The 23,630-nt window shown below is 36.7% G+C and carries 24 protein-coding genes and 1 pseudogene; 13 read left to right on the top strand and 12 right to left on the bottom strand.

The window, feature by feature from the left end; translation table 11 throughout:
* Nucleotides 1-22: 22 nt before the first annotated feature.
* The 8 genes and pseudogenes from MTQ00_RS20765 to tssO (MTQ00_RS20730) form a co-directional block, all read right to left on the bottom strand.
* Complete coding sequence (locus tag MTQ00_RS20765; protein WP_172284092.1) at nt 23-871, bottom strand: lytic transglycosylase domain-containing protein; 849 nt, start codon at nt 869-871, stop codon at nt 23-25.
* Between the two features lie 60 nt (nt 872-931).
* Nucleotides 932-3,426 (bottom strand): annotated as a pseudogene (locus tag MTQ00_RS20760) (ATP-dependent Clp protease ATP-binding subunit).
* An 85-nt stretch (nt 3,427-3,511) separates the two neighbouring features.
* Nucleotides 3,512-3,664, bottom strand: coding sequence for a hypothetical protein (locus MTQ00_RS20755; protein WP_273650849.1), 153 nt, complete (start codon nt 3,662-3,664; stop codon nt 3,512-3,514).
* Nucleotides 3,665-3,855: 191 nt separating this feature from the next.
* Entirely contained in the window at nt 3,856-4,260 is a 405-nt protein-coding gene (tssD, locus tag MTQ00_RS20750; protein WP_172284086.1) for a type VI secretion system tube protein TssD, read from the bottom strand.
* Between the two features lie 267 nt (nt 4,261-4,527).
* On the bottom strand, nt 4,528-6,927 hold the full coding sequence (gene tssR / locus MTQ00_RS20745) for a type VI secretion system protein TssR domain-containing protein (protein WP_273650848.1): 2,400 nt from the start codon (nt 6,925-6,927) through the stop codon (nt 4,528-4,530).
* 44 nt (nt 6,928-6,971) lie between these two features.
* Nucleotides 6,972-7,883, bottom strand: coding sequence for a PKD domain-containing protein (locus MTQ00_RS20740; RefSeq protein ID WP_172284082.1), 912 nt, complete (start codon nt 7,881-7,883; stop codon nt 6,972-6,974).
* A gap of 45 nt (nt 7,884-7,928) precedes the next feature.
* Nucleotides 7,929-8,450 (bottom strand): type VI secretion system TssO, encoded by a 522-nt coding sequence (tssO, locus tag MTQ00_RS20735; protein ID WP_172284081.1) that lies wholly within the window; start codon nt 8,448-8,450, stop codon nt 7,929-7,931.
* 3 nt (nt 8,451-8,453) lie between these two features.
* Nucleotides 8,454-8,984, bottom strand: coding sequence for a type VI secretion system TssO (gene tssO, locus MTQ00_RS20730; RefSeq protein WP_172284079.1), 531 nt, complete (start codon nt 8,982-8,984; stop codon nt 8,454-8,456).
* Nucleotides 8,985-9,169: 185 nt separating this feature from the next.
* On the opposite strand from tssO (MTQ00_RS20730), the gene MTQ00_RS20725 reads away from it, so the two are divergent.
* The 9 genes from MTQ00_RS20725 (at nt 9,170) to MTQ00_RS20685 (ending at nt 17,273) form a co-directional block, all read left to right on the top strand.
* Entirely contained in the window at nt 9,170-9,841 is a 672-nt protein-coding gene (locus MTQ00_RS20725) for a response regulator transcription factor (RefSeq protein WP_172284077.1), read from the top strand.
* A gap of 140 nt (nt 9,842-9,981) precedes the next feature.
* Nucleotides 9,982-10,272 carry an HU family DNA-binding protein gene (locus tag MTQ00_RS20720; protein ID WP_002984212.1) on the top strand — a complete coding sequence of 97 codons (291 nt, stop codon included), beginning with the start codon at nt 9,982-9,984 and terminating at the stop codon, nt 10,270-10,272.
* Nucleotides 10,273-10,638: 366 nt separating this feature from the next.
* Complete coding sequence (locus tag MTQ00_RS20715) at nt 10,639-12,198, top strand: Rne/Rng family ribonuclease (protein ID WP_172284075.1); 1,560 nt, start codon at nt 10,639-10,641, stop codon at nt 12,196-12,198.
* Nucleotides 12,199-12,273: 75 nt separating this feature from the next.
* Nucleotides 12,274-12,750, top strand: a complete 477-nt coding sequence (locus tag MTQ00_RS20710) for an OsmC family protein (RefSeq protein WP_273650847.1) — start codon at nt 12,274-12,276, stop codon at nt 12,748-12,750.
* A 130-nt stretch (nt 12,751-12,880) separates the two neighbouring features.
* The gene (locus tag MTQ00_RS20705) at nt 12,881-13,510 is read left to right on the top strand and encodes an NUDIX hydrolase (RefSeq protein WP_172284072.1); all 630 of its coding nucleotides are present in this window, start codon (nt 12,881-12,883) and stop codon (nt 13,508-13,510) included.
* 27 nt (nt 13,511-13,537) lie between these two features.
* Nucleotides 13,538-14,344: a lysophospholipid acyltransferase family protein gene (locus MTQ00_RS20700; RefSeq protein ID WP_172284070.1), complete on the top strand. Its 807-nt coding sequence runs from the start codon at nt 13,538-13,540 to the stop codon at nt 14,342-14,344.
* A gap of 16 nt (nt 14,345-14,360) precedes the next feature.
* Nucleotides 14,361-14,795, top strand: coding sequence for a hypothetical protein (locus MTQ00_RS20695; RefSeq protein WP_172284069.1), 435 nt, complete (start codon nt 14,361-14,363; stop codon nt 14,793-14,795).
* Nucleotides 14,796-14,804: 9 nt separating this feature from the next.
* Entirely contained in the window at nt 14,805-16,142 is a 1,338-nt protein-coding gene (locus tag MTQ00_RS20690) for a UDP-N-acetylmuramate--L-alanine ligase (RefSeq protein ID WP_273650846.1), read from the top strand.
* 348 nt (nt 16,143-16,490) lie between these two features.
* Nucleotides 16,491-17,273 carry a C-type lectin domain-containing protein gene (locus tag MTQ00_RS20685; RefSeq protein WP_273650845.1) on the top strand — a complete coding sequence of 261 codons (783 nt, stop codon included), beginning with the start codon at nt 16,491-16,493 and terminating at the stop codon, nt 17,271-17,273.
* A 56-nt stretch (nt 17,274-17,329) separates the two neighbouring features.
* Here the strand turns inward: MTQ00_RS20685 and MTQ00_RS20680 are convergent, their stop codons facing one another.
* From MTQ00_RS20680 to MTQ00_RS20670, 3 genes are all read right to left on the bottom strand, one after another.
* The gene (locus MTQ00_RS20680) at nt 17,330-17,782 is read right to left on the bottom strand and encodes a lipocalin family protein (RefSeq protein WP_273650844.1); all 453 of its coding nucleotides are present in this window, start codon (nt 17,780-17,782) and stop codon (nt 17,330-17,332) included.
* A gap of 38 nt (nt 17,783-17,820) precedes the next feature.
* Nucleotides 17,821-18,885 carry an NAD(P)H-dependent flavin oxidoreductase gene (locus tag MTQ00_RS20675; RefSeq protein ID WP_273650843.1) on the bottom strand — a complete coding sequence of 355 codons (1,065 nt, stop codon included), beginning with the start codon at nt 18,883-18,885 and terminating at the stop codon, nt 17,821-17,823.
* 149 nt (nt 18,886-19,034) lie between these two features.
* Nucleotides 19,035-19,910 carry an aldo/keto reductase gene (locus MTQ00_RS20670; RefSeq protein WP_273650842.1) on the bottom strand — a complete coding sequence of 292 codons (876 nt, stop codon included), beginning with the start codon at nt 19,908-19,910 and terminating at the stop codon, nt 19,035-19,037.
* Between the two features lie 125 nt (nt 19,911-20,035).
* On the opposite strand from MTQ00_RS20670, the gene MTQ00_RS20665 reads away from it, so the two are divergent.
* Together MTQ00_RS20665 and MTQ00_RS20660 are read left to right on the top strand one after the other, a co-directional pair.
* Nucleotides 20,036-20,470, top strand: coding sequence for a GNAT family N-acetyltransferase (locus MTQ00_RS20665; protein WP_273650841.1), 435 nt, complete (start codon nt 20,036-20,038; stop codon nt 20,468-20,470).
* A complete protein-coding gene (locus tag MTQ00_RS20660) occupies nt 20,470-20,946 on the top strand; it encodes a GNAT family N-acetyltransferase (RefSeq protein ID WP_273650840.1) in 477 nt (158 codons plus the stop codon). Before MTQ00_RS20665 ends, MTQ00_RS20660 begins: the two co-directional genes overlap by 1 nt.
* On the opposite strand, the gene MTQ00_RS20655 is transcribed toward MTQ00_RS20660, so the two are convergent.
* The gene (locus tag MTQ00_RS20655; RefSeq protein ID WP_273650839.1) at nt 20,923-21,819 is read right to left on the bottom strand and encodes a LysR family transcriptional regulator; all 897 of its coding nucleotides are present in this window, start codon (nt 21,817-21,819) and stop codon (nt 20,923-20,925) included. The two genes, MTQ00_RS20660 and MTQ00_RS20655, sit on opposite strands and share 24 nt — an antisense overlap.
* 118 nt (nt 21,820-21,937) lie before the next feature.
* Between MTQ00_RS20655 and MTQ00_RS20650 the strand changes: the two genes are divergently transcribed.
* Nucleotides 21,938-22,522: a Crp/Fnr family transcriptional regulator gene (locus tag MTQ00_RS20650; protein WP_273650838.1), complete on the top strand. Its 585-nt coding sequence runs from the start codon at nt 21,938-21,940 to the stop codon at nt 22,520-22,522.
* A gap of 270 nt (nt 22,523-22,792) precedes the next feature.
* A complete protein-coding gene (locus MTQ00_RS20645) occupies nt 22,793-23,581 on the top strand; it encodes an alpha/beta hydrolase (protein WP_273650837.1) in 789 nt (262 codons plus the stop codon).
* The last annotated feature ends 49 nt before the right edge of the window (nt 23,582-23,630 follow it).

Here is a 23,630-nt window from a genome sequence, read left to right as displayed (position 1 = left end):
TTATTAAACCTTAATCATTACTTTATTTCTTCCTGACAGAGCGGCTCAGTATTTTATTCTTTTTTAAAAGAAAATCAGGCATGAGATCTACCGGCAGATAGAATATGCTTTCGCCGCTTTGCTTGAGCTCATCCATGATTCCCGGATTCCAGGTAAGTATTTTATCTACATCTACATCCAGTTCTTCGGCTATAATACTTAAGTCAAACCCGGCATTGATATCTGTTTCAGCTAAATTAGGTGCGGTATATTGGCCTGTCCTGTTTTCAAATATCATATTCATGCGTGAATTGTTATAATCATTCAGTACGCTTTGCAATTCACCTGTGGCATAGCAGGCATTTAAATATTTTTTAACATGGTTTATTGTTTCTCCGGGAAGATATTTACTAAAAATATGATATTGCGAAGATCCCGCAGCATCCATTGCTCTTGAAATATTACCCTCGCCACAGTTATAAGCAGCTACTACAGTTACCCAGTTGTTGTATTTTTTGTATAGCTTCCCCAGGGAAATCACTGCTGTTTTGGTACTTCTGTATAAATCCGAACGGCTTTGCTCAGAAAGACCGTATTGATTGGCATGTGCCGTCATAAACTGCCATACACCTACCGCACCGGCACCGGAAATTTGTTTCCGGTCAAAACCGGATTCAATCAGGGCTAAATTTCTAAGATGCCTGGGTAACCCTTTTTGAGAAAGTGAATATTCTATAAATTCTACGATCTCTTTGTTCGAACTGATGATACTTTTATATCTTCTCACACTGTTTTCGGAAGTATCAGAAGCTGAAAGAAACTGCCCATTTACAAAATGAGAAGAAATCAGCAACAACATTCCGGTTACAATATGTTTGAAATTAAATTTCATTGTACTAATAACTATTTTAAATTAAAAATAAAAACATTTTAAAATGGATTTATCTTAACACTACGCCACACTCCATGTCAGTTTATCCTCTTCAGCATTCCAGCCTACATGGATTGTCTGCCCGGATTTTACTTCTTCACGAACGATCATTTTGGAAATAGGTCTGGCCAGCTGTGCACGGATAACACCTGAGATCTGCCTTGCTCCATATTTACTGCTAAAGCCTCCAAGAGCAAGATTTTTTACAGCCTCGTCACTTATTGTAAGCGTCATACCCAGTCTGGTTAGTGAAGTATGGAGTGATTTCAGCTGAATATTAAAGATCCTTTCTGCAATAGATTCGGTAATTGGTGCAAAAGGAATGATCTCCGTAATCCTTGCCAAAAATTCCGGTCTGAATCTTCCGGAGTTCGACATGATCTGCATTAATGAAGAGGATTCAGGAACCTTACCTTCTTCAAATTGCTTTACAATTTCTTCACTTCCGATGTTGGAAGTAAATAATATAAGGGCGTTACTGAAATCTCCTTCTTTTCCGAGTTTATCATGTACTTTACCCTCATCCATAATCTGAAGGAATACATCAAAAACTGAATGGTGGGCTTTTTCAATTTCATCAAATAAAACGACTGTGTACGGTTGCTGTCTTATTTTATTAACCAGCATTCCTCCTTCTTCATATCCTACATATCCCGGGGGAGCCCCATAAAGCAGGGCTGCGGAATGTTCTTCTTTAAATTCAGACATATCGAAACGCACCATCGCTTTCTCATCATTAAAAAGAAGTTCTGCCATTGATTTTGCCAGCTCCGTTTTTCCTGTTCCTGTAGGTCCCAGTAAGAAGAATGATCCTATTGGCTGCCCCGGCTTGTTCAGTCCGCTTCTGTTTTCAACGATAGCATCAGAAAGGATCTTTAAGGCATGATCCTGTCCGACTACACGGTTCATAAGAAGCGATTCCATATTAAGGAGCTTCTCTTTTTCCTGTGCCTGAATCTTACCTATCGGAATATTTGTTTTTGCAGCCATCACTGCGGCCAGTTCCAGACGGTCAACTTTTTCTCTTTTATGGAAGCATGCTGAAGAAGCTCAGTATAGGTATCATCGATGATCTTTTTGATCTGGTCTACAGGCATTGAGTTATCGATCATAGGTTGCTCACTCAACGATCCCCACAAAATAGGGCTGATCTTATCCCTTAACAAATTATAAGTCCATATCAGCTCATCTGCCTGATCCTTAGCATCAGGATATTCTTCTTTTAGAATTTCTTCATAACTTTCTTTCCAGCTCTCCAGCTCTTTTTCGGAAAGTTCATCAAGCATTTTGATGGCAGCCATAGTCCTGTCCAGCAAATCAATCGCCGCATCAGGAAGTTTTTTACCTTTTGCATAGCGCTTCGCTAAACGTACACATTCCGGAAGGGCTGTTTTTTCAACCTCAATGTTATGGTGTTTTTTGTAACCTTCAAGAAGAACATCGATCATTTTCACACAGGTTTTCTCATCCGGTTCATTTACCGTCAATACCTCAAAGCGTCTGTTAAAGGCCTGTTCAGGTTCGATGATCTTCCGGTATTCCTCCTGAGTGGTAGCTCCGATAACCGTGATCTCGCCTCTTGCTAATTCAGGCTTCAGTAAATTGGCAACATTTCCGATGCTCCCCTTTGGATCTAAAAGTGTATGAATTTCATCGATGAATAAAATAGCTTTTTCAATCTTTTTACATTCATTAATTACTTTCTTAAGGCGATCTTCAATTTCGCCTTTATAGGATGTTCCTGCCAGCAGTGCTCCTGTGTCCAACTCCAATAAGGTGGCATTTTTTAGCATTTCCGGAACATTTCCCCTGATGATTTCAGTAGCAAAGCCTTCTACTAAAGCTGTTTTACCAACTCCGGGCTCACCAATGATAATCACATTAGGTTTGCTTCTTCGGCAAAGGATCTCTACGAGCATCCTCAATTCTTTGTCCCGTCCGATAATATTTTCCAATGTTCCTTGCCTCGCCTGTGCTGTTCTGTCTACACAATAGTTTTTGATCGAAGGAAATGAGGCGTCCGTAAAATCCGAAGTATTGGAAAAAAGTGACGAAAATTCACCATCTTCCGCTGTGCCGTAAGGCATATCCTTCCTGTATAGGGCGAATATTTCATGCTCTCTTAAGGGAAGGGATTTCAACTGCTGTAATGTAAATGCAACCTGAGGCTTTACAATAGCAGTAAGGATACAAATAGGAGTGATCTCATCAAGTCCAAGTTTCAGCCTGATGTCATCTGCCTCTTCGGTAATTTTATCTACGTATTCATCTTGTCCCACATCATCAGGAAGATGGGTTGTTTTAGGGTAATCTTCTATGCGAACGTCGGCCCATTCGTAAAAGTATCCAGGGTCTTTATCAATATTTTTCAGAAATTCGTTAAGTCCTATATCTTTGTGCATCAAAGCCTGTAAAAGATGTGGAGCTCCATATGTGGCATTATAATTTTCTCTTGCAATGGATTGTGCAATATGAAAAAGCTGTTTTACGGTTTCGTTGGTTACTAGTACTCCCATTGATAATGTTCTTATTAATATGTTTTGTGTTGTTGTATGCAAATAGTTTCACGTCTGCCTGTACAGTTCATCAGCAGGAATGTTCTTACATTAAAATATCATGAGCCTCATCAGCAATAATATGATCAGAATAGGGTCTTATTGGTAAAGTACACATCTGCAGATCCCTAATGAATCTGCCGGGTTTCTGTGATAAACGGAAAGAAATTCCGTAGGTATGTTCAGGTATCGGTAGCATATTTTTGCGATTGTGGTGAGGCTTAAAGGTAAAAAAAAATATCCAATCAGGATTTCTTTTAGGCAAAGTATTCCCTGATAAAGATTTCAGATTGTCTTTTCTGTGGGTATCTAAATTATCTCAGGCAAAAAAGACTGTCTTTTTATGGACAGTCTTTTTCTATGAATGTGGATTAAATGTGCCTTTTTTAATTAGCTTGATGGCCATAGACCTTCATAAATACCCTGACCATAATGAATGGTCTCAGCGCTTACGATAAAGCTGATCAGCATACTGTTTTCATCTACTGCATCGAAATCTACTTCATGCTGAATAACATATCCGTTTTCCCACTTTAAAGTAATTAAAGTACCTTCTTCATGAGATTTGTTAAATGTAACTTCTCCGGTGGTCGGCTTATATTTTCCATTAAGTAAGCTTTCCAGAATATCAGATTTTTCCGTTGCCTCTACTGTAAGTTTTATAAGTGCATTTGAAGGATCTGATGCTACCCTTCCCGATACATCTGTAGATCTGGAAACGCTATAGTTAAGTTTTAATAGTTTTTGACCCTCGCCTCCGTTGAATTTTAAAATCCCTCTAGAATTTGCTGCCATGATTGTAAATTTTTAATCGTTAATTGTATATTGTAACTCAATGAATGTACAACAAATATAGTACCCCTGCTGCTTTTATAAAAGTTTTCAAATGGATTTTTACAAATTTGTAGTAGTTCTACGATCATCGATGTAGCAACATTTTAGAACTCCCTGGCAATGATTCTTTTGCAATAATCCGGAATTGATAATCCGGAGATATTTCTTCAGGATTTCAATATGTGTAAATACAAAAAAGGCGGAAATAATTCCGCCCTATAATTGATTTTAATGTTTTGTATACTCTGGTTCCTCTACCGGAAGCATGGTCGGCATAAAATATTCATTTAGCCAATAGAAAGTCTGCCCGTTTTGCTGGATTTTCACCGCCGGATTATTTCTGTGAGTAAGCAATCTTTCTCCCAATTCTTTGTAGTTAAGGAAATATTTTCTTACTGTTTCATTTAGAACGATCTTAGATTTTCTCCATCCTTTAAGCTTATATTTTGACATTAGCTCTTCTTCAGACAAATCGAAACCTGTCGTCAATCCCACCGCATAAGACATAGGCTGCTCATAAAGATCACCTTTATCTAAGAATGTTGTTGTCGGATTATATTTTTTAACAAGACGAACATATTCTTTAATTGCTTTTGACTGGTTGAAGTCTGCTCTTGCCGGACCAGTTTTCTCATATACTTCCCTATAGAAAGCTTTTAGGTTGTCATATTCTGTTTCAGAGATCAGAATTCCTTTTTCAAGACCTGGTTTATAATCTTTAAGATCTTTTGGAATATACCCTTTTACCAGGAACGGACTTCCGTAATTGATCAGCTGAGCGGCAATTCCCGCCGGAACGCGATTGGTAAGTCCCGGATACAGATATTTATATTTCAGATCCACATCTGTTCTTCCCGCTCCTACTGAGGAATGGAAATAAGCATTCAGGGAATTATCGATCGACATATTATCCATGGTTACCTGTGAAATTAAACTATCAACTGATTTTTTCAGATAGCCCGGTGTCGTTACATCTCCTTTTTTAGGGAATATTACAAATCCCTGAGACATACTTTGCTTTGGATAATCTAAAGAGAAGAAGCCTTCATCTCCTTCCACAAGGTTAAAGTTATTCTTAGTTAAAACATCATTCTGGTTAATGATTTTTTGCTTTTTCAGCTCGGCAATATTTTTTGCCGTATTGGAAACAACATTCTGCCCCAGCAAAACGAAGTCATTATAGGTATCAGATGATCTAGAACTTGTCTGGAACATGATCAGCCTTGCCTGTGCTTGCGTAAGAGAATTGATTACGCCATACATATTCCCGCTCTGGTTGGCGGATGTCCCCACTGTAATTACAAGGTTCGTTTCATCAGGAACCGCTGAAAGAAGATTTCCTGCAGCCGTTAAACCTTCACTTACGGGTTGATAACCACTGTTGGTAGGACAATTCATCTCATTAATCTTATCTTCTATGAAAGAGATTATTTTACTGTAATCAGCATTTAAGCTGGAAACAGCTACATTATCTCCGCAAGAATTGTTTTTATAGAGAACCACTCCATATTTTACAGAATTGAAATAAGAAGGCTTTTCAAATCTTAACTGCAGGTCCTGTAACAGGGACTTTACAATCGGAGCATAGAGTGCATTAGGTGCACTGATATCTAAAGCAAAAACAATATTGATGTTTTTATTTCTTTCCGTGATCTCACGATAACGGTCAAAATAAATAGGTTCTCCCAATACATTTAAGACATAGTTCTTACTATAGTCCAGGATATTGGTAAAATATTTGGTTTTAGAATCCGGAGTTGGCGCTTCTTTTAATGCAAGCTTAACAGGGTAAATATTTTCAAGTGGCGTTCTCTTATTAACATCCGTAAGAAGAATTGCAGTCCTGCTTGCGGCATCACTACCTCCCGGCGCTCCTTCATGTAACCCTAAAGCCGTTTCTGTAACACCGGTTGTATTCTTCATTTTTACTGCAGAACGTTCCCCCCATGCTGAAATCACATTGGAACTTACCCAGCCATACAATCCTGTACTGATACTATCGATGTCAATATTCGGTTTTTTACCCACTAAAAATCTTTTGTTATTCTCAGCTTGTTTGTAAACATATACAATTTGACCGTTAGGTATCTTTACATTCGCATTTTCGATCAGACTTGGAGAGTTGAACACCATGATCGAATCATTTTTGTAATATCTTTCAGCACTTCTGATAACATCACTATTGCTTGGTACCACAGCAACCCTTACCGGATAACCGGTCTTTTCATCTTTTAAAGAGCTGTTCCAAAGCAATAGCTCGGATTCCGGAATCCATCCATAGGTCTTAATAGCCTTCGAAGAAACTTTTTTCATTAAAGCATCCGGAATATACTCGGCTACTTTTACCATACCGTCTCTATGCTTTAAGACCATTAAAGGTTCTAAGAATTTTACTTCTTTATATGATTTTTCGTCATTTTTATCAAGATAAGCCGTATTTCTGGAACGATCCGAAATGGCAATCCATGGAACAGACTTCTTTGGATAACCATTCATCACTGAGGCATTATCAATTTGCCCGTATTGCGTCGGCTCCGGAGTTCTTTTCGATGGTAATTTTACCTGACAGCTGGTCAGTAAAAATGAAACTCCGATATAATATGCTGCTAGAGGAAATTTATTTTTCATCCTATTTTCTTTTATAATTTGGTGTGCCCGATACAGGGTTGTAATTATTTACTTTGGTTAATATCCACTTTGGTTACACAATTCTGTGTATCATCAAAATTTACCTTAACGGTCTGAATAACATTATTTTTATCAAACTGAAGTCCCGCGCAATACATGTAAAAGTTATTTACTTTACTGTCATTCACCTTCACAACCGTATTCTCATTATTACAAAGGTATTTCTGAAGAAGGTAATTATAGTGTGAATTGAAATTACTCCCGTTGGCAATCTGCTGCAAATGATATTTAAAATCATTATCGATTTTTGCATAAGCGTCTTCTACGCTTACATCCTGATCATTTAATGCATCATAAGAAGGATCAATTCTAATGTGGTGTATAATCGGTTCAATGCTTTCATCCGTGTATAAAGTAACAATATAATCTCCCGGTTCTTTATAGGAGTAGATTGCTAGCTTATCTTTAGAATCTGTAGTTCCGCTTTCCCCGAATTTCCAGCTGAACTGTTTAGCATCGGAGATCGCACGAAACTGTACATTCTCGAATTGCATAGCCCGTAATGGTGCATCTATGGTTGTTTTTACCATCGCTGTATCTTTTGCTTTCTGAATTGCTCTGGCAGAAACCAGTACAGGGAAGGATTTAGAGTATTTATTATCGATAATAAGCGTTACCGGATAGTATCCCGGTTTGTTATAAAAGTGGATCCCACTGCTTTTCTCAGAAGTTGTCCCGTCTCCGAAGTTCCATTTTTTGCTTTTGGCAAATTGTGTTTTATCTTCAAATACCAATGTATCCCCTACACTTAATGTAGATGGATATACAACCCCTACAATATCATCTGCAGAATGAATGACCTTTTTCTGCAACCAGAGTGCAACAAGAGCCGCAATCAGCAATGTCGCTATAACACCGATAATAATGTTCTTTTTGTTCTTTTGAAAATAATTCATAGTTATAATGTGATGTGTGATTGATTGAGTATTAGTTTTTGCCGTTTACTGGGTTCTTTCTTTTAATGCATTCTGTCGCTGAAAGACACGGTCTTTGGTTTCTTTAAGTCCGATCAGGCAATCCTGATACTGTTTTTGAAAGAGTTTGATATCTTCTGTAGTTCTTGAGATGATCTTTTTGTCCTCAAAATACATTTTATAGAATTGTGCAATCTGGGGATAAGCATCTTTTCTGATGTCTATATATTCCGGACCAAAGCTGTTATTTATATCATTAATCCCTGTCTGAATAGAATTTTCCACAAAAGGTTCTGTGGTTTCATCCGTAAGTCTGCTTACCTGGATGAAAGTACTATCCTGCAAACGCTGGGTTAATTTTTGTTGCTGATCAAATTTGGCTTTTTGTTCAAGTTTCTGAATGGCAATAATATCATCTTCAGAAAATGGCGATTTGAATCTTTTCAGGAAAATAATTCCTAAAAATATGAGTGCTGCCAAAAGCATTAAAATCAAATAAAAAAATTGATATTGCTTTTCTTTTTTGGATAATGTGATGTGTCCCTGCATAACTTATCTTTTTCTTCGACTTCCTGTAAACTTTCTGGTAGGATCTATCTTCAGTACCTTTTCCATACTTCCTACTTTCCCCATGCATCCGTTGACATCTCTTATTGCGATTTTTTTCTGGTTGGAAACCTCTACAATACGATTTTTCAAAGTCAGCATCGGACTTATTTGTTTCATTAAGACAGCATAATGCTTAAAATTATCCGCACTGTCTTTTCCCATAATGTTTTTAGCATTATTCACATTGTCTATAATATCATTTCTTAGGAAAATATCATTTTCCACTCTGTTGAGCCTGCTCATTCTGCTGAAAATAGTATCCACCTGAACTCTAAGAATATCGCTGCGGCCCAGTAATTCTCTGTAGGCTTCCGCATCACGGCTTACCCCTTCCGTTTGGGCATCATAGCTTTTAAAAAAGAAAAACACGCTGGTGAAAGAAACAGCAGCCAGGACAACAAAAGACAGAACAAACTTCCAAATGCCTATTCTGACGTCTGATTTATTTAATTTTTTCTCTCTATTTGAAGACATATTTTGTGGTTTGTTTGGGTCTGTGAAAGTATAAAAAAAAAATTTCCTGCACAATATCTATCTTTTCCGTGATATAACGGATCATTTTTCATTTAAATTAAGATTAATTTTAACTTTAATAAGTTTTTATTAATTTAGACCCCTAAATTTAATTATCATAAGCCAAATCGATATTAAATATTAACGTGAGTAAAATATTAACTAATACTGTGCGATTCTCAATAGCAGACAGCGATTTTTATTTTAAAAAAATACTTGTCAAAACGCTTTTGGAAAACCCGTTTTACATGCTTCTCAATGATTGTAATAACGGGCATGAACTCGTGAACAGAATTTACAGAAGACAGGAAGACGTCTTTATCATTGAACTATTTATGCCTGTATTAAGCGGAATTGAAGCGATAAAATACATCCGTAAAAGCAATTCCGAAACTCCCATTATTACCTATTCAGGAACCTATCAGGAAGATATGGCTGAAATACTTTCCAAAATTCCCAATATCTATTATTGCGAAAAGAAAAGTAATATCATTCGAGATATCATAAAAGGACAGGTAGCGTCAGACACCTTCAACTATGAAGCATATTCCAAAGAATGGGAACAGCAACCCCTTGCTGTTATGGAGTATATGGAACGGCAAAAAAAGAGCCAGGAAGAGCTTTCTTCCACAGAGATCCAGCTGATGAAATTTTGCTATGAAGGCTTTAGTAATAAGGAAATCGGAGAGAAACTTAATCTTAGTACGAGAACGATTGATACCTACATCAACAGGTTAACGGAAAAACTGGGACTAAAGACAAAACTTCACCTGATCCGCTTTTGCGTAGAAAACGGATATTACAATTCCAGCATGTAAAAAACATCATTACGTAATATATATAGAGAGTAAATATAAAACCATCAACCGTTTACCGAAATTTTTTTTACCACTAATTTGCTAGTATTCAATTTTTTTAACTAAATTTGCACACCTAAAATTTAAAATTAAAAAAGGAAATGACAAAGGCAGAATTGGTAAACACCATCTCAAATAAGTTGGGAACAGAAAAGAATGAAACACAGAAAGTTGTAGAAGCTTTTATGCAGGAGATCAGAACTTCTATGTATAATGGAGATAACGTTTATCTAAGAGGTTTTGGTTCTTTTATAATTAAAACAAGGGCTGCTAAAACAGGAAGAAACATTTCTAAAAACACTGCAATTGAGATCCCTGCTCACAATATTCCTGCTTTCAAACCATCAAAATCTTTTGTTGAGAAAGTAAAAACTAAAGTTGCAGTAAAATAAAAATTAACTGAATATTAACTAGTTACTAAAAAATTTAAAATTATGCCAAGCGGAAAGAAAAGAAAAAGACACAAGGTTGCAACTCACAAAAGAAAGAAAAGAAGAAGAGCGAACAGACATAAGAAAAAATAATCTCCTTTTTCGAGATTTAAAAATATATTAATATAGTTGGTGTTTTTAATTTTTTAATCTACACCGACTATATTTTTATTTATAACTATAGGATTCCCAAAAGATCGGGACAGGTTTTATTTCATTGAAATAAATAACACAACTTTCATTATGAATTCGTAAATTTATACATGCATTTATTAAAGAAAACCATGCCTGTTTCCTATAATCTTAACAATTTTATCTTATAACAAAATGAAGAAAGAACTAATAGTTTCGCATGAGGATGAACTTACAAAGATTGCATTACTGGAAGACGGAAGACTATGTGAACTTCATGAGGAAGAGGACAAAAGTGATTTTATAGTTGGAGACTTATTTATAGGAAAGGTAAAAAAGCTGGCACCTAACCTTAATGCCGCATTCGTAAATATAGGTTACGACAAAGATGCGTTTCTGCATTATCAGGACCTGGGGCCACAATATCTTACTTATAGAAAATTTTTAAAGGACACCATTTCTAAAAAGCAAAGTTCTTCAAGCTTAAAAAATTTCGAGATACAACCCGAAATAGACAAAAACGGAACTGTGGATAAGGTCATTGCAAAGGATGACATTGTCCTGCTGCAGATTACCAAAGAGCCTATCTCCACAAAAGGGCCAAGGATCTCTACCCAGGTATCTTTAACAGGACGTTTTTTGGTTTTAATTCCTTTCGACAACAAAGTTTCTATCTCCAAAAAGATTAAAAGCTTTGAGGAAAAAGAAAGACTAAGAACTCTTATCGAGAGTATCAAACCTGAAGGTTTTGGTGTGATCATAAGAACCGTTGCCGAAGGAAAAAAAGTGGCTGATCTGCATAACGATATGAATCAGCTGATTCAGAAATGGGAAAGTACTTTTAAAAATATCCAGAAAAATAAAGTTCCATCTAAGGTCTTAAGCGAAGAAGATAAGGCTTCAGCTATTTTAAGGGACAATTTTAATCAGGATTTCGTAAGTATCATTTGTGATGATGAACAAATGGTGGAAGAAATGAAAAATTATGTAGAAGTAATTGCCCCTGAAAGAAAAAATATTGTTCAGTTTTATGATTCTCACATTCCTCTTCTGGAATATTACAATGTTGAAAAACAGCTTAAACAAAGCTTTGGAAAACACGTCAACATTCCAAGTTCTAAAGGAGCTTACCTTGTTATTGAACATACGGAAGCTTTACACGTAGTCGACGTGAACTCCGGGAATAACATTACAACCGGAAATGCAGCCAATAAAGAACACGCTCTCAACGTGAATAAAATGGCCGCAACAGAAATTGCAAGACAATTGCGCCTTCGTGATATGGGTGGTATTATTGTAATCGATTTTATCGATATGCCGAACGCCGATCACAGAAGGGATTTGTACGAACATCTGAAAGAAGAAATGAAGCGCGACAAAGCTCGCCACAAAATTTTACCTCCAAGTAAATTTGGATTGATACAGATTACCAGACAGAGAAACCGTCCGGAAAAACAAATCGAAACCAAAGAAGAAAACCCTAACAAGGACGGAGAAATCGTAGCTCCGATTGTTATTGTGGAAAGAATGGAAGAAACCATCAGAAACATCATGCAAAAGGAAAAAGGAAAACTTTACCTGCATGTACACCCATTCGTGGAAGCTTATCTTACAAAAGGAATTAAGAGCATCCAGATGAAATGGTTTGTAAAATATAAAAAATGGGTAACCATCATCCCAAGGGATTCTTTTAAATATTTGGAATACAAGATCTATAACTCTAAGAAAGAAGAAGTATCAGGATATTCCAATTAATACAAAATTACAGCCTCCAGTTTTCTGGAGGTTTTTTTATTTAAATTAGGACCTGTTTTAATAAATACAAAAAACATGAACAAGGAACATCACTACTCCACTTCCATTGAATGGACCGGAAATAAAGGAACAGGTACCAGCGGCTACCGGAATTACGATAGAAGCTATACCATCTCAATAGAAAATAAAATTACTATTGATGGGTCTTCTGATCCGGCATTTCGGGGCGATAAGACCAAACATAATCCTGAAGAGCTTTTTTTAGCATCCTTATCTTCATGCCATATGTTATGGTATCTCCATTTTTGTTCGGAAGCGGGAGTTATCCTAACTGAATACACAGATAAAGCAACCGGAATCATGGCAGAAACCGCCAATGGAAGCGGCCACTTTACAGAAGTAACCCTACATCCTGAAATAATCGTGACGGATGAATCCATGATTGAAAAAGCGGTGGAACTTCATCAAAAAGCTAATGAATGTTGTTTCATTGCCAACTCGGTTAATTTCAAAGTAAAGCACAGCCCGACAGTACAGGTTAAACAAGGATGAATTCAGAACCATCAATAGCCTATTCGCGTCCTTTATCTTTAATTTTTTCATCTTTAATTTTTCAAAACCATATGGTTAATTAATGTTAATGGCTATTCCATTCTTCAGGATATATTGCTAAATTTGAGCTATGGAAAGTTTTGGAAAAGATTTATTAAGAAAAATTAAAAGTGTGGAATTACCAGGAGAGAATGCTCACGGCGTATTTTCTCCACCTTATCGTCCTGTTTTCAACCACGATGAAATCTTAAAGAAAAATCCAAAATTCGCGGCAGTAAATATTGTTTTATATTTAAAAGATGATGAATGGTATTTCCCTCTGATTCAAAGGACCATTAATGAGCACGACAGGCACAGCGGTCAAATATCACTTCCTGGCGGAAAGCGCGAAGAAATGGACCGGGATTTTGCCGACACTGCTATTCGTGAAACTTCAGAAGAAATAGGAATAGATAAACATTACGTAAGGATCATAAGAGAGATGTCCCCTATTTATATTCCTCCAAGTAATTTTTACGTATATACCTATATTTCATATACAAAAAAGAACCCCACTTTCGTTTTACAACAAAGTGAAGCAGTAGAAACCATCGAGTTTCCTATTACTTCGTTTTTAAATCTTCCCGACCAGCCTGAAATTATGGCTCTGCCAAGTGCCGGAGGACATGAAGTTCCGGTCATTAATTTCAATGGATATATCATATGGGGAGCTACAGCAATGATATTAAGTGAATTCAGTCAGTTGCTGAAAAAAATGTAACTTTGCACAACCGTGTTTAATTGAGAGATGGCGAAGAAAAATATTTTCACCGATGCATTCGGGACACCTTACTTTTTGAAAAGGTTAGTTATTTTTATTTTAGGATTTGTTTCTTACAGAAGATTCAATGGTTTTAATAAGCTAAAAATAACCGGTACTGAACACCTTGTTGATCTGCCCGATTCCAATGTGTTGTTTGTATCTAACCATCAGACTTATTTTGCAGATGTTGCAGCAATGTACCACGCATTCTGTGCTGTAAATAATGGCTATTTAAATACCATTAAAAATCCGATCTATCTCCTCAATCCAAAGATTGATTTCTACTATGTGGCAGCAGAAGAAACCATGAACAAAGGAATTCTTCCTAAAATTTTTAAAATTGCAGGTGCTGTTACGGTAAAGAGAACATGGCGTGCGGAAGGAAAAAATGTAAACAGAATGGTAGACCTCACAGAGGTTGATAATATAATGAAGGCTCTTGATAACGGCTGGGTAGCCACCTTCCCTCAGGGTACTACTTCCGCTTTTGCACAGGGCCGTAGAGGAACAGCAAAACTGGTAAAAAACCAGCGCCCGATTGTAATTCCTATCAAGATCAATGGTTTCAGAAGAGCCTTTGATAAAAAAGGATTACGGGTAAAGGTTACCGGTGTAAAACCTACCATGGAGTTTAAGGCACCTCTGGATATTGATTATGATAAAGAAAATGCACATGAAATTTTATTAAAAATCATGACTGCCATAGAGCAAACGGAGGACTTCAATCTGCTGCACCAGTATGATGAAGAATTAAAAGCTAAAAAACTAGAGAAGAAAGATTCAGATAATTAAAAAAGGTAAATTACATATGAAAAGAATAATAGAGATCTTATTCGCAATCATAGTATTAGTTTCATGCAACAGTCAAAAAGTATATTCAAATTTCGACATTAGCTATTCCAAAAGCGGAGGCTACGCTCCTGCTTATGAAAACCTGCTTATAAAAGATAATACTGCACACTATTCTTTTGAGGGCGAAGGAAAAAAGATTAAACAGGATTTTAAGGTTTCGGATGAAGACCTGAAGAAACTCAATAACATTTTGTCTCAGAATAACTTCAGAAGGATACAGGAAGATCACAAAAAACTGTATGATAACGTAACGACTTCTATTAATGTAAAGAAAGGCCCTAATGAAGGAAGTAAAACGGATGCCAGCCTGATTATGCCGAATTTCAGGACCAATTGGACGAATATTACCAATGCATTTCAGGAGATCATTAATAATAATGTTAAAAAATAATAAATACAATTGAAGACCCATTTCATTGCGATCGGAGGAAGTGCCATGCATAATCTTGCCATAGCACTAAAAGATAAAGGATATCAGGTGACAGGCTCTGATGATGCCATTTTTGAACCGTCAAAATCAAGACTTGAAAACAAAGGAATACTTCCTCAGGAAATGGGTTGGTTCCCCGAAAAGATCACTTCAGATCTTGATGCAGTCATTTTGGGGATGCATGCTCATCAGGATAACCCTGAATTGGCAAAAGCAAAAGAATTAGGCCTGAAAATATACTCTTATCCTGAATTTCTTTACGAACAGTCTAAAGATAAAACAAGAGTAGTTATTGCAGGATCACATGGGAAGACCACCATTACTTCCATGATTCTGCATGTCCTTAATTTTCATCAGAAAGAGGTGGACTTTATGGTAGGAGCACAATTGGAAGGCTTCGACTGTATGGTGAAATTAACTCCTGATAACGATTTTATGGTATTGGAAGGTGACGAATATCTTTCGTCCCCTATCGACCTGCGTTCTAAATTTTTATTATATCAGCCCAACATCGCTCTTTTAAGCGGAATTGCCTGGGATCACATCAATGTGTTCAAAACATTCGATGATTATATAGAACAATTCAGAAAATTTGTAGCCAGCATCACTCCTGGTGGTGTATTAGTATACAATGAAGAAGATCCGGAAGTGGTAAAAGTAGTGGACAATGCGGAAAATTATTTCAGAAAAATACCCTATAAAACTCCGGAGTATGAGATCAGTAATGGGCAGGTCCTGTTAAAAACTGAAATGGGAGATATCCCACTTTCTGTTTTCGGAGCCCATAACCTTCTGAACCTGGAAGGGGCCAGACACATCTGCCGTCAGCTAGGTATTATGGATGAAGACTTCTACGAAGCAATTATGAGCTTTAAAGGAGCCTCAAAACGTCTTGAAAAAGTAGAAAGAGAAGATAAAGCCATTCTTTACAAGGATTTTGCCCACGCTCCAAGTAAAGTAAAAGCTGCGGTAAAAGCTTTTAATGAACAGTTTAAAGGAGAGAAAAAATACGGATTCCTTGAACTGCACACCTATTCAAGTTTAAATCCTGCTTTTTTAGAGCAATATGATCATGCCATGGATGGCCTGGATGAGGCTATTGTATTCTATTCTGAAGATGCCTTAAAGATTAAAAGAATGGACCCGATATCTCCTGATCTGATTAAAGAAAAATTTAAAAACGACCATTTAAAAGTATTTACCAATGCGGAGGAGCTTCATGCGTATTGGGATATTCTGGATAAAAAGCAAGGTGTTTTCCTAATGATGAGTTCGGGTAACTTTGGTGGATTAGATCTCACAAAATAGAAAATTACATTATTCATGTACCTATAAAAAAGCTTCCCTCTTTAAAAGAGGGAAGCTTTTTTATTCTTGGAAATAAAATAGTAAACTCCAACGAGAAATTTTCATCAGTTTAGATATTGAAAAATTTCTAAGGTTAGATTAAAAATTATTCTAAGTGGCAATATTTTCAATTACAATAATTAAGATGCAATGAAATTATAAAAAATAATTTCAAACAAATTATATAATCAGTAATAAAAAAAACACAAAACAAAAATCATATATCAATGATTTACAGTAAATTAAAACAATATTCCTCTTGATAACTTGAATATTTTTAATTACTTTTATATCAAATAATACACAGCAATGAAAAAGAAATTACTGTTTTTTATGGTATTGCCTATGGCCATATCAGCACAAGTAGGGATTAATACAACCCAACCCACAAAAACTCTTGATGTAAATGGAGAGCTAAGGGTTCGAACTTTAAATCAGGGAACTGAAAATGATGTTATTCTCTCGGCAGATGCAGCCGGGAATGTAAGAAAAATTTCGAGAAATGAATTGAACGGTGGTGGATCATCAGGTTTCAATTCCACGATTCTGGGATATGATCCCCAGCCTGTCTCCAAAAGACAAATTCCGCCAGGACCAGTTCCGGGAGGGGGAACAGCTACAGAACTCGGATGTAAAAAATGGACTGTTAATAACCATACCTATTGTGCGTACCAGATTTCTCAACCTATTACCTGGTTCAATGCGTTTAACTTTGGAAAGCAAATGGGAGGCTATCTCGTAACAATGCCCAGTGATACAGAAAGAGCATGGGTAAATACAAATATTGTAGCATCCGGAACTGGATATAATCTGGCCAACAATATTTGGATAGGATTCAATAAGATCAGAAGACCGGGGAACCCCGACCAGCTACAATGGATCACCGGGGAAGAGTTCAGAATCAATTGGTCCACGAATCCGGCAACAACTGAAAACTGGTTCGCATCCGGAGAGCCTAATAACGCCGGAGGTACAGAAGGAGCCACACACATTCTGGTTGGTGGAGAAAGAAAATGGAATGATATGGCTGGAACTGTAACCAATTCAAACAGCAGCCCGATGGATCAGCTTATTATTGAGTTCAACGAATAAACAAATAACGACCTTTATTTTCAAAAAAAGCTCCTTTCGGACGAAAGGAGCTTTTTTTAATTTATTCTGGTAAAAAACCTTCTGATCACATCATTTATTCCATCGCCATCCATATCTTGGGTACGGTCTTCCATGATCATTTCGGATTGGGTAAGTTTTGTAACGAAATATGGATAATCCTGTTCCCCCTCATACCAAAATTGACCGGTTGATTTATCAAAAGTATAGTTTCTGGTAACAACATCAGTCTGAATACACGTAGTACTTTGCTGGGCATAAGTTGTTGAAGTCATATTGGTTTGCCTGAACTCATGCGTGCTTTTCTTCTGACAATCTGTAGAAAAATTGGTTTTTGTCTGATGATCTTTTGAAGTGTACAATTCAGATTTTTCAATATACCACTTTCCGATTATTGTTCCTACATTGGGATCAATAGTATCCAATGTTTCACTATCACTACCACATGCAAGCATTGACAATAAAGCTAAAGGTAAAAATATTCTTTTCATATATGCTGGGCTTAAAGCCTGCAAAAATAGACAATTTTTCAGGATATTTTTTCAACATCAAGAATCAGTCTTTTTAAAATATCCATGGTGGATGCTTCACTGTACGGATGAACCGATTGCCCTAGCCATATATTCACAAACTCCACATTACCCTTAAGTTTTGCCGTTTTTCTTAAAATCCCTGTCAGCTTGTTTTGATAAGGGTAAGGCAGAATATAGTCAGAATTCTCAAGGGCTTCAATAAATCTATTTCTGATCCCTCTTGCATAACGGCCAGAGAAGCTTTTGGTCAAAAGAATTTCGTCTTCTCTTACCTTCTTTAATCTTTCTTTCTCAAATGACTGCAATGCGCTTTCCTGAGAAGCCAATAATATACTGCCCACCTGGAACCCTTTTGCTCCAAGTTCATTTGCCGCCAATATGGTTCTTGCATTATAAATCCCTCCTGCATAAATCAAAGGAACATTCACATGATCGAATACCTGCGATAAAAGAGACAGACCTCCTATCTGCGGAATCCGATCTCCGTCAAATGTTCCCCTATGCCCTCCAGCCTCAATTCCCTGAACACAGATTATGTCAATACCAGATTTCTCCAGGATCAAAGCTTCTTCCACTGAAGTACACGTTCCAATAAGGGTTATTCCATTTTCTTTTAATTTCTGAATGCTATTATCGTCAAGATTTCCAAATGTAAAGCTCAGGATCTTACATCCTTCTTCAATGATGGCGTCAATTTGCTCGTGATAAGTGTTCACTTTAAGATCTTCGAGATCAGGAAGGCTGACCTCCAGATTATTTTCTTCCGCAAGCTCTTCAATAAAGTTTTTGGTCTTTATGTATTTCTGTCGTATGGAGTCTGTGATCTGAGGGATATCATGGGTAAAAATGTTAACGGCAAATGGCTGGTCAGCAAGTTCTTTTGTGGCCTTAATCAATTCAACGGATTGTTCCGCAGATAAATCAGCTAATGCCAGAGTTCCCAAGCAACCAACCTTTGAAGCTGACGCCGTCATCTCAGGAGTACTTACTCCGAACATAGGAGCCTGAATAACGGGATATCTTATGTTTAATTTTTCAACGAGTGTATTTGACCAGAACATAAAATTATTTAGCTTAAAATACAAAAAATAGATACTGCTCCATCTCAGTAGATATATCTACTTTAAAAAAACAATTCCCACAGATCTCACAAGCATACAGACTATTTCTGTAAAAACCTCAGGAGCTGTGGGAACTGATAGATCTTATATTAGATATCTGCTATAGAATTCAGCATTTTCTTCTCCCATTCAGGATCTTTCGGATCAAAGAACAGTCTTTTACCCGTATCCAGCGAACGAACGATATTCATTTCATCTTCTGTTAAGCTGAAATCAAACACATTAAAATTCTCTTCAATTCTGGATGGAGTAATGGATTTCGGAATAATAACAAAACCTTCCTGTAGATGCCATCTCAAAATAACCTGCGCTACTGTTTTGGAATATTTTTCTGCAATTGATTTTAGCTCAGGGTTTTGTAGAAGCTCAGCATTTCCGTTTCCAAGCGGACTCCATGGCTCCGTTACAATATTATTTTCACGGTCATAAGCTACCATTTCTTTTTGCTGGAAAATAGGATGCAATTCAATCTGATTGATCACCGGAAGAACAGTCGAATTCGCTTTTAACTCTTCTAGTTTTTCCACTGTAAAATTACATACTCCAATCGCTTTGATCTTTCCTTCATGATATAATTCTTCCAATGCTTTCCACGCACCTAAGAAATCCCCGAAAGGCCAGTGAATAAGATACATATCAAGGTAATCCAGTTGCAATCTGTCCAGTGTTCTTTGAAATGCCGCTTTAGCTTTTTCATACCCATGATCCTGCACCCAAAGTTTTGAGGTGATGAACAGTTCATCCCTATTCACACCACTATTTCTCACTGCGCTTCCCACAGCCTTTTCATTAAGATATATAGATGCAGTATCGATCATTCTGTAACCTGTTTGAATAGCTTTGATCACAGCATCTTCACAAACTTTCAGATCATCAATCTGCCATACTCCGAATCCTAGTGCCGGAATATCAATTCCGTTATTTAAAGTAACAACCGGCTGCCCTGTGTACATTTTTTTCTGCATAATTCTTTATTTTAATTTTTAACATAAAGTCTAACAAATTTGCAACAAAAAATTGAAATTTTACACCTTAAATCCCTGCTTTATGAAATTTAAAAATTATTTATTTTTGCACAAAAATTAAGATAATGGACTATCAGATTATAAAGGCAGAATCACAGGACTATCCCAGGATCATGGAAATCTGGGCTTCATCAGTGAAAGCAACCCATCATTTTCTTGCAGAAGAGGATTTTAATTATTTTCAGGAAGTGATTCCTAGAGATTATCTGCCTCATTTAGATGTTTACCTGATAACGGAAGATAATAAAGCAAAGGGATTTGCATCAGTTGCCGGGGATACTCTTGAAATGTTGTTTATCCATGATGATTTCCGAGGAAAAGGATATGGAAAAAAATTATATCAGTTTATGAAAGATCATATCGGTTTTACGAAGCTGGATGTCAATGAGCAAAATCCCCAGGCGATTGGCTTTTATGAGAAAATGAGGTTTAAAAGAGTAGGAAGATCAGAAAAAGATGGCTCCGGAAAAAATTATCCTATTATCCATATGGCAATATAATGGATCCGTTCACACTGATTAAGATTGGGGTCTCTTCAGAGATGCCCTATGAATTGCTTCTGCTGGCTGACGAAACTGTGGAAGCAATCCATAAATACATATTTGATTGTGATGTGTATGTTTTTAAACATAAGTCCCGATCGATAGCCGTAATGGCCCTTTACCGGATTAGTAATACTGAATTGGAAATTAAAAACATAGCAGTTGGCAGCCCGTATCAGGGAAAAGGTATAGGAGGTCTTTTAATCGATAAAGCGAAGGAAATAGCAAATAAGAATCACTTTCATTCCCTATTAGTAGGAACTTCAGATACAGGCTTCCGTCAAATCCGCTTTTATGAGAAAAATGGTTTTGTGAAAAAAGGAATACGCAAAGACTTTTTTATTCAAAACTATCCGGATCCTATTTTTGAAAATGGAATTCAGATGCGGGATATGGTCGTTTTAGAGTTTTTAGCTCATCACTTCTCTGAATAATTTCTTGATATGCCCGATCTCTGCCTGATAACTTGTTTTTTTCCGGCATCCGAAATATAAAGTATTTTCCAGCTTTTTATCTCCTTCCCAGATCAATTTTACATCTCCGCTTTCAATTTCGTTTTTACATAAAAAATCAGGAACTACAGCCAATCCTGTCCCTCCTTTCAGACAACGGATAATAGAATTAAGATTAGGAACGATATAGTTGGGACGGAAATTAGGTTTATGTCCAAAATTCAGGATCCAGAATTGGAATAAATGTTCCATATCACCTGTTGTCCCATACCATTTCTCCTGTTTAAGCCATTCTTCTATCTTATCAGGATCTTTGGTTTTAAGAACCTTTTTAAAAGCATCGGTATCTACATCTTTTCCCCCCACCAGAATAATCTGTTCGGATGAAAATGCTTCATGCTCAATATTCAGTGATGATCCCTTTTTGGGTGTTATGATAAGATCGAGAATCCCTTTATCAAGCTGATCCAGCATCTCCGGATACTCCCCGAAGCTGATGATCAAATTAAAAGGTAAAGTGGAAACATATTGCTCCAAAGTAGTTTGAAAAGTCTCAAAACACATCCCTACACTGATTGTCGGTGTATGCTTTTCTGTTGATTTCTGAAAGTTTTTCTCTACATTCTCAAGCTTTAAAAGCGGTTCAAAAACAGCATTATAAAGCACCTTCCCTCTTTCTGTGGGAATCATTTTTCTTCCGGTCCGGTCAAAGAGTTTATATCCTACATAAGCCTCAAGTGAGCTTAGATGAAGACTTACACCAGGCTGTGAAATGAACAAACTTTCCGCAGCTCCGGTTAACGTTCCCGTCTTGTAGATCTCTTTAAACGTACGGTACCACTCTAAATTAACCATATCAAAGCATTTAAATTATAATACAAAACTACAAAATAATCAGAATACTAATAGATAGAAATTGACTATGCTTTGCATCAATAATTGTAATACCTTTGTGTAAAGGCTTGATTAAGGCATGAAAAAGGACATTCAGACATTTCATCAATTTCTAAATTCTATCAGGGAAATTTCAACACAAGATTTTGACCTGATATGTCAGTATATGGAAATAAAGGAAATGGGAGTGGGAACTATTCTCCTGCAGGAAGGAAAAATCGCAAAAGATCTGTTCTTTGTACTGGATGGTATTTTAAAGATCGTCTCCACTAATGAAAAAGGGAACGAAGTCATTCATTTTTTTATTAAAGAAAATAAATTTTGTACAATCCTATACAGTTTTACAGATGAAGTTATTTCAAGGGAAGAAATCATTGCTGCAACTTCTGCGCGGGTTTTGGTATTTTCCAGGAAAAATCTGAATGAATTATTTGAGAAACTACCCCACTTTAAGAATCTGATAGAAAATATTATCCAAAAAACCCTCATGGAAAAAATTAAAGCCAGAAACCATTTAATGGGAGAAGAAGCCACAATACGTTATCACAAGTTTATTTCCGACCACCCAGACTTAATGCTTAAAGTTCCCTTAAGTGATGTGGCTTCCTACTTGGGAATAACGCAACAATCTCTTAGCCGGATCAGAAAAAATATTAACTTTTAATTTTTGACTTAAAGTCATTGGATACCAAGAAGTATCTCCATTCAATTACAATCATAGCTGCTTTTTCATCATAAAAGTTATCTTCATTCATTAAAAAAATCCCCCCGATGGAAAAAAGTACAATAAATATATACTTTTAGCCATTTTTTCGAACCCGTACCGTCTCTATCTTTGCCCTGTTAAGTTATTCTAAAGTCAGATAGCTTAGCAGGGAATCAGACAATTGGTCTGGTCCGTACCAAAAAAAATTTAACCTTAAAATATATACTTATGAAAAAGACTTCAATTTCAAAACAATCAAGGTTCTTACCTTTCTTAGCTGTTTTATTTATGTTATTCGGTGGAATATCTGCTTTATCAGCTCAATCATCTAAAGTAGTGAAAAACATTGTGCTGGTACATGGGGCATTCGTAGATGGTTCCGGTTACAGGGGTGTTTATGATATCCTTACAAAAAAGGGATATAATGTTACCGTGGTACAAAACCCGCTAACTTCGTTGGCAGATGATGTTCAGGCAACAAAGGATGCACTTGACAAGCAGGACGGTCCAACTATTCTTGTGGGACATTCCTATGGCGGAACAGTGATTACTGAATCCGGAGATCATCCCAATGTAGCAGCATTGGTTTATGTAGCAGCATTTCAGCTTGATGAGGGTAAATCAGCTGTAGACTGGGCAAAAACAGAACCTGCATCTCCTAAGAGCGGAATTTTGCCTCCGGATGAAAAAGGATTTCTTTACTATGACAAAGCGAAATTTCACGCAGGATTTTGTGCAGATCTACCTAAAGAACAAGCTGATTTCATGTATGCTTCGCAAGGACGTTTTTCTGCAGCAGCTCTGGGCGCTAAAGTAACAAGAGCACCATGGAAAACAAAACCTTCTTATGGTATCGTTGCCACTCAGGATGAGGCGATACTTCCTTCTATTCAACGTAAAATGTACCAAAAAGGACATGCAAAAATCACAGAAATAAAAGGAAGCCATGTTGTATTTATTTCTCATCCACAGGAAGTGGCGGATGTGATCATCAGAGCATCAAAAGAAGTAAAATAATAGTAATAAACATCCTCACATTCAAAGTTGTTTCAAAAAATTGAAACAG

The organism is Chryseobacterium sp. B21-037 (genome assembly GCF_028570785.1).
GTDB lineage: Bacteria > Bacteroidota > Bacteroidia > Flavobacteriales > Weeksellaceae > Chryseobacterium > Chryseobacterium proteolyticum.
This window is presented reverse-complemented; position numbering and strand designations above follow the sequence as displayed.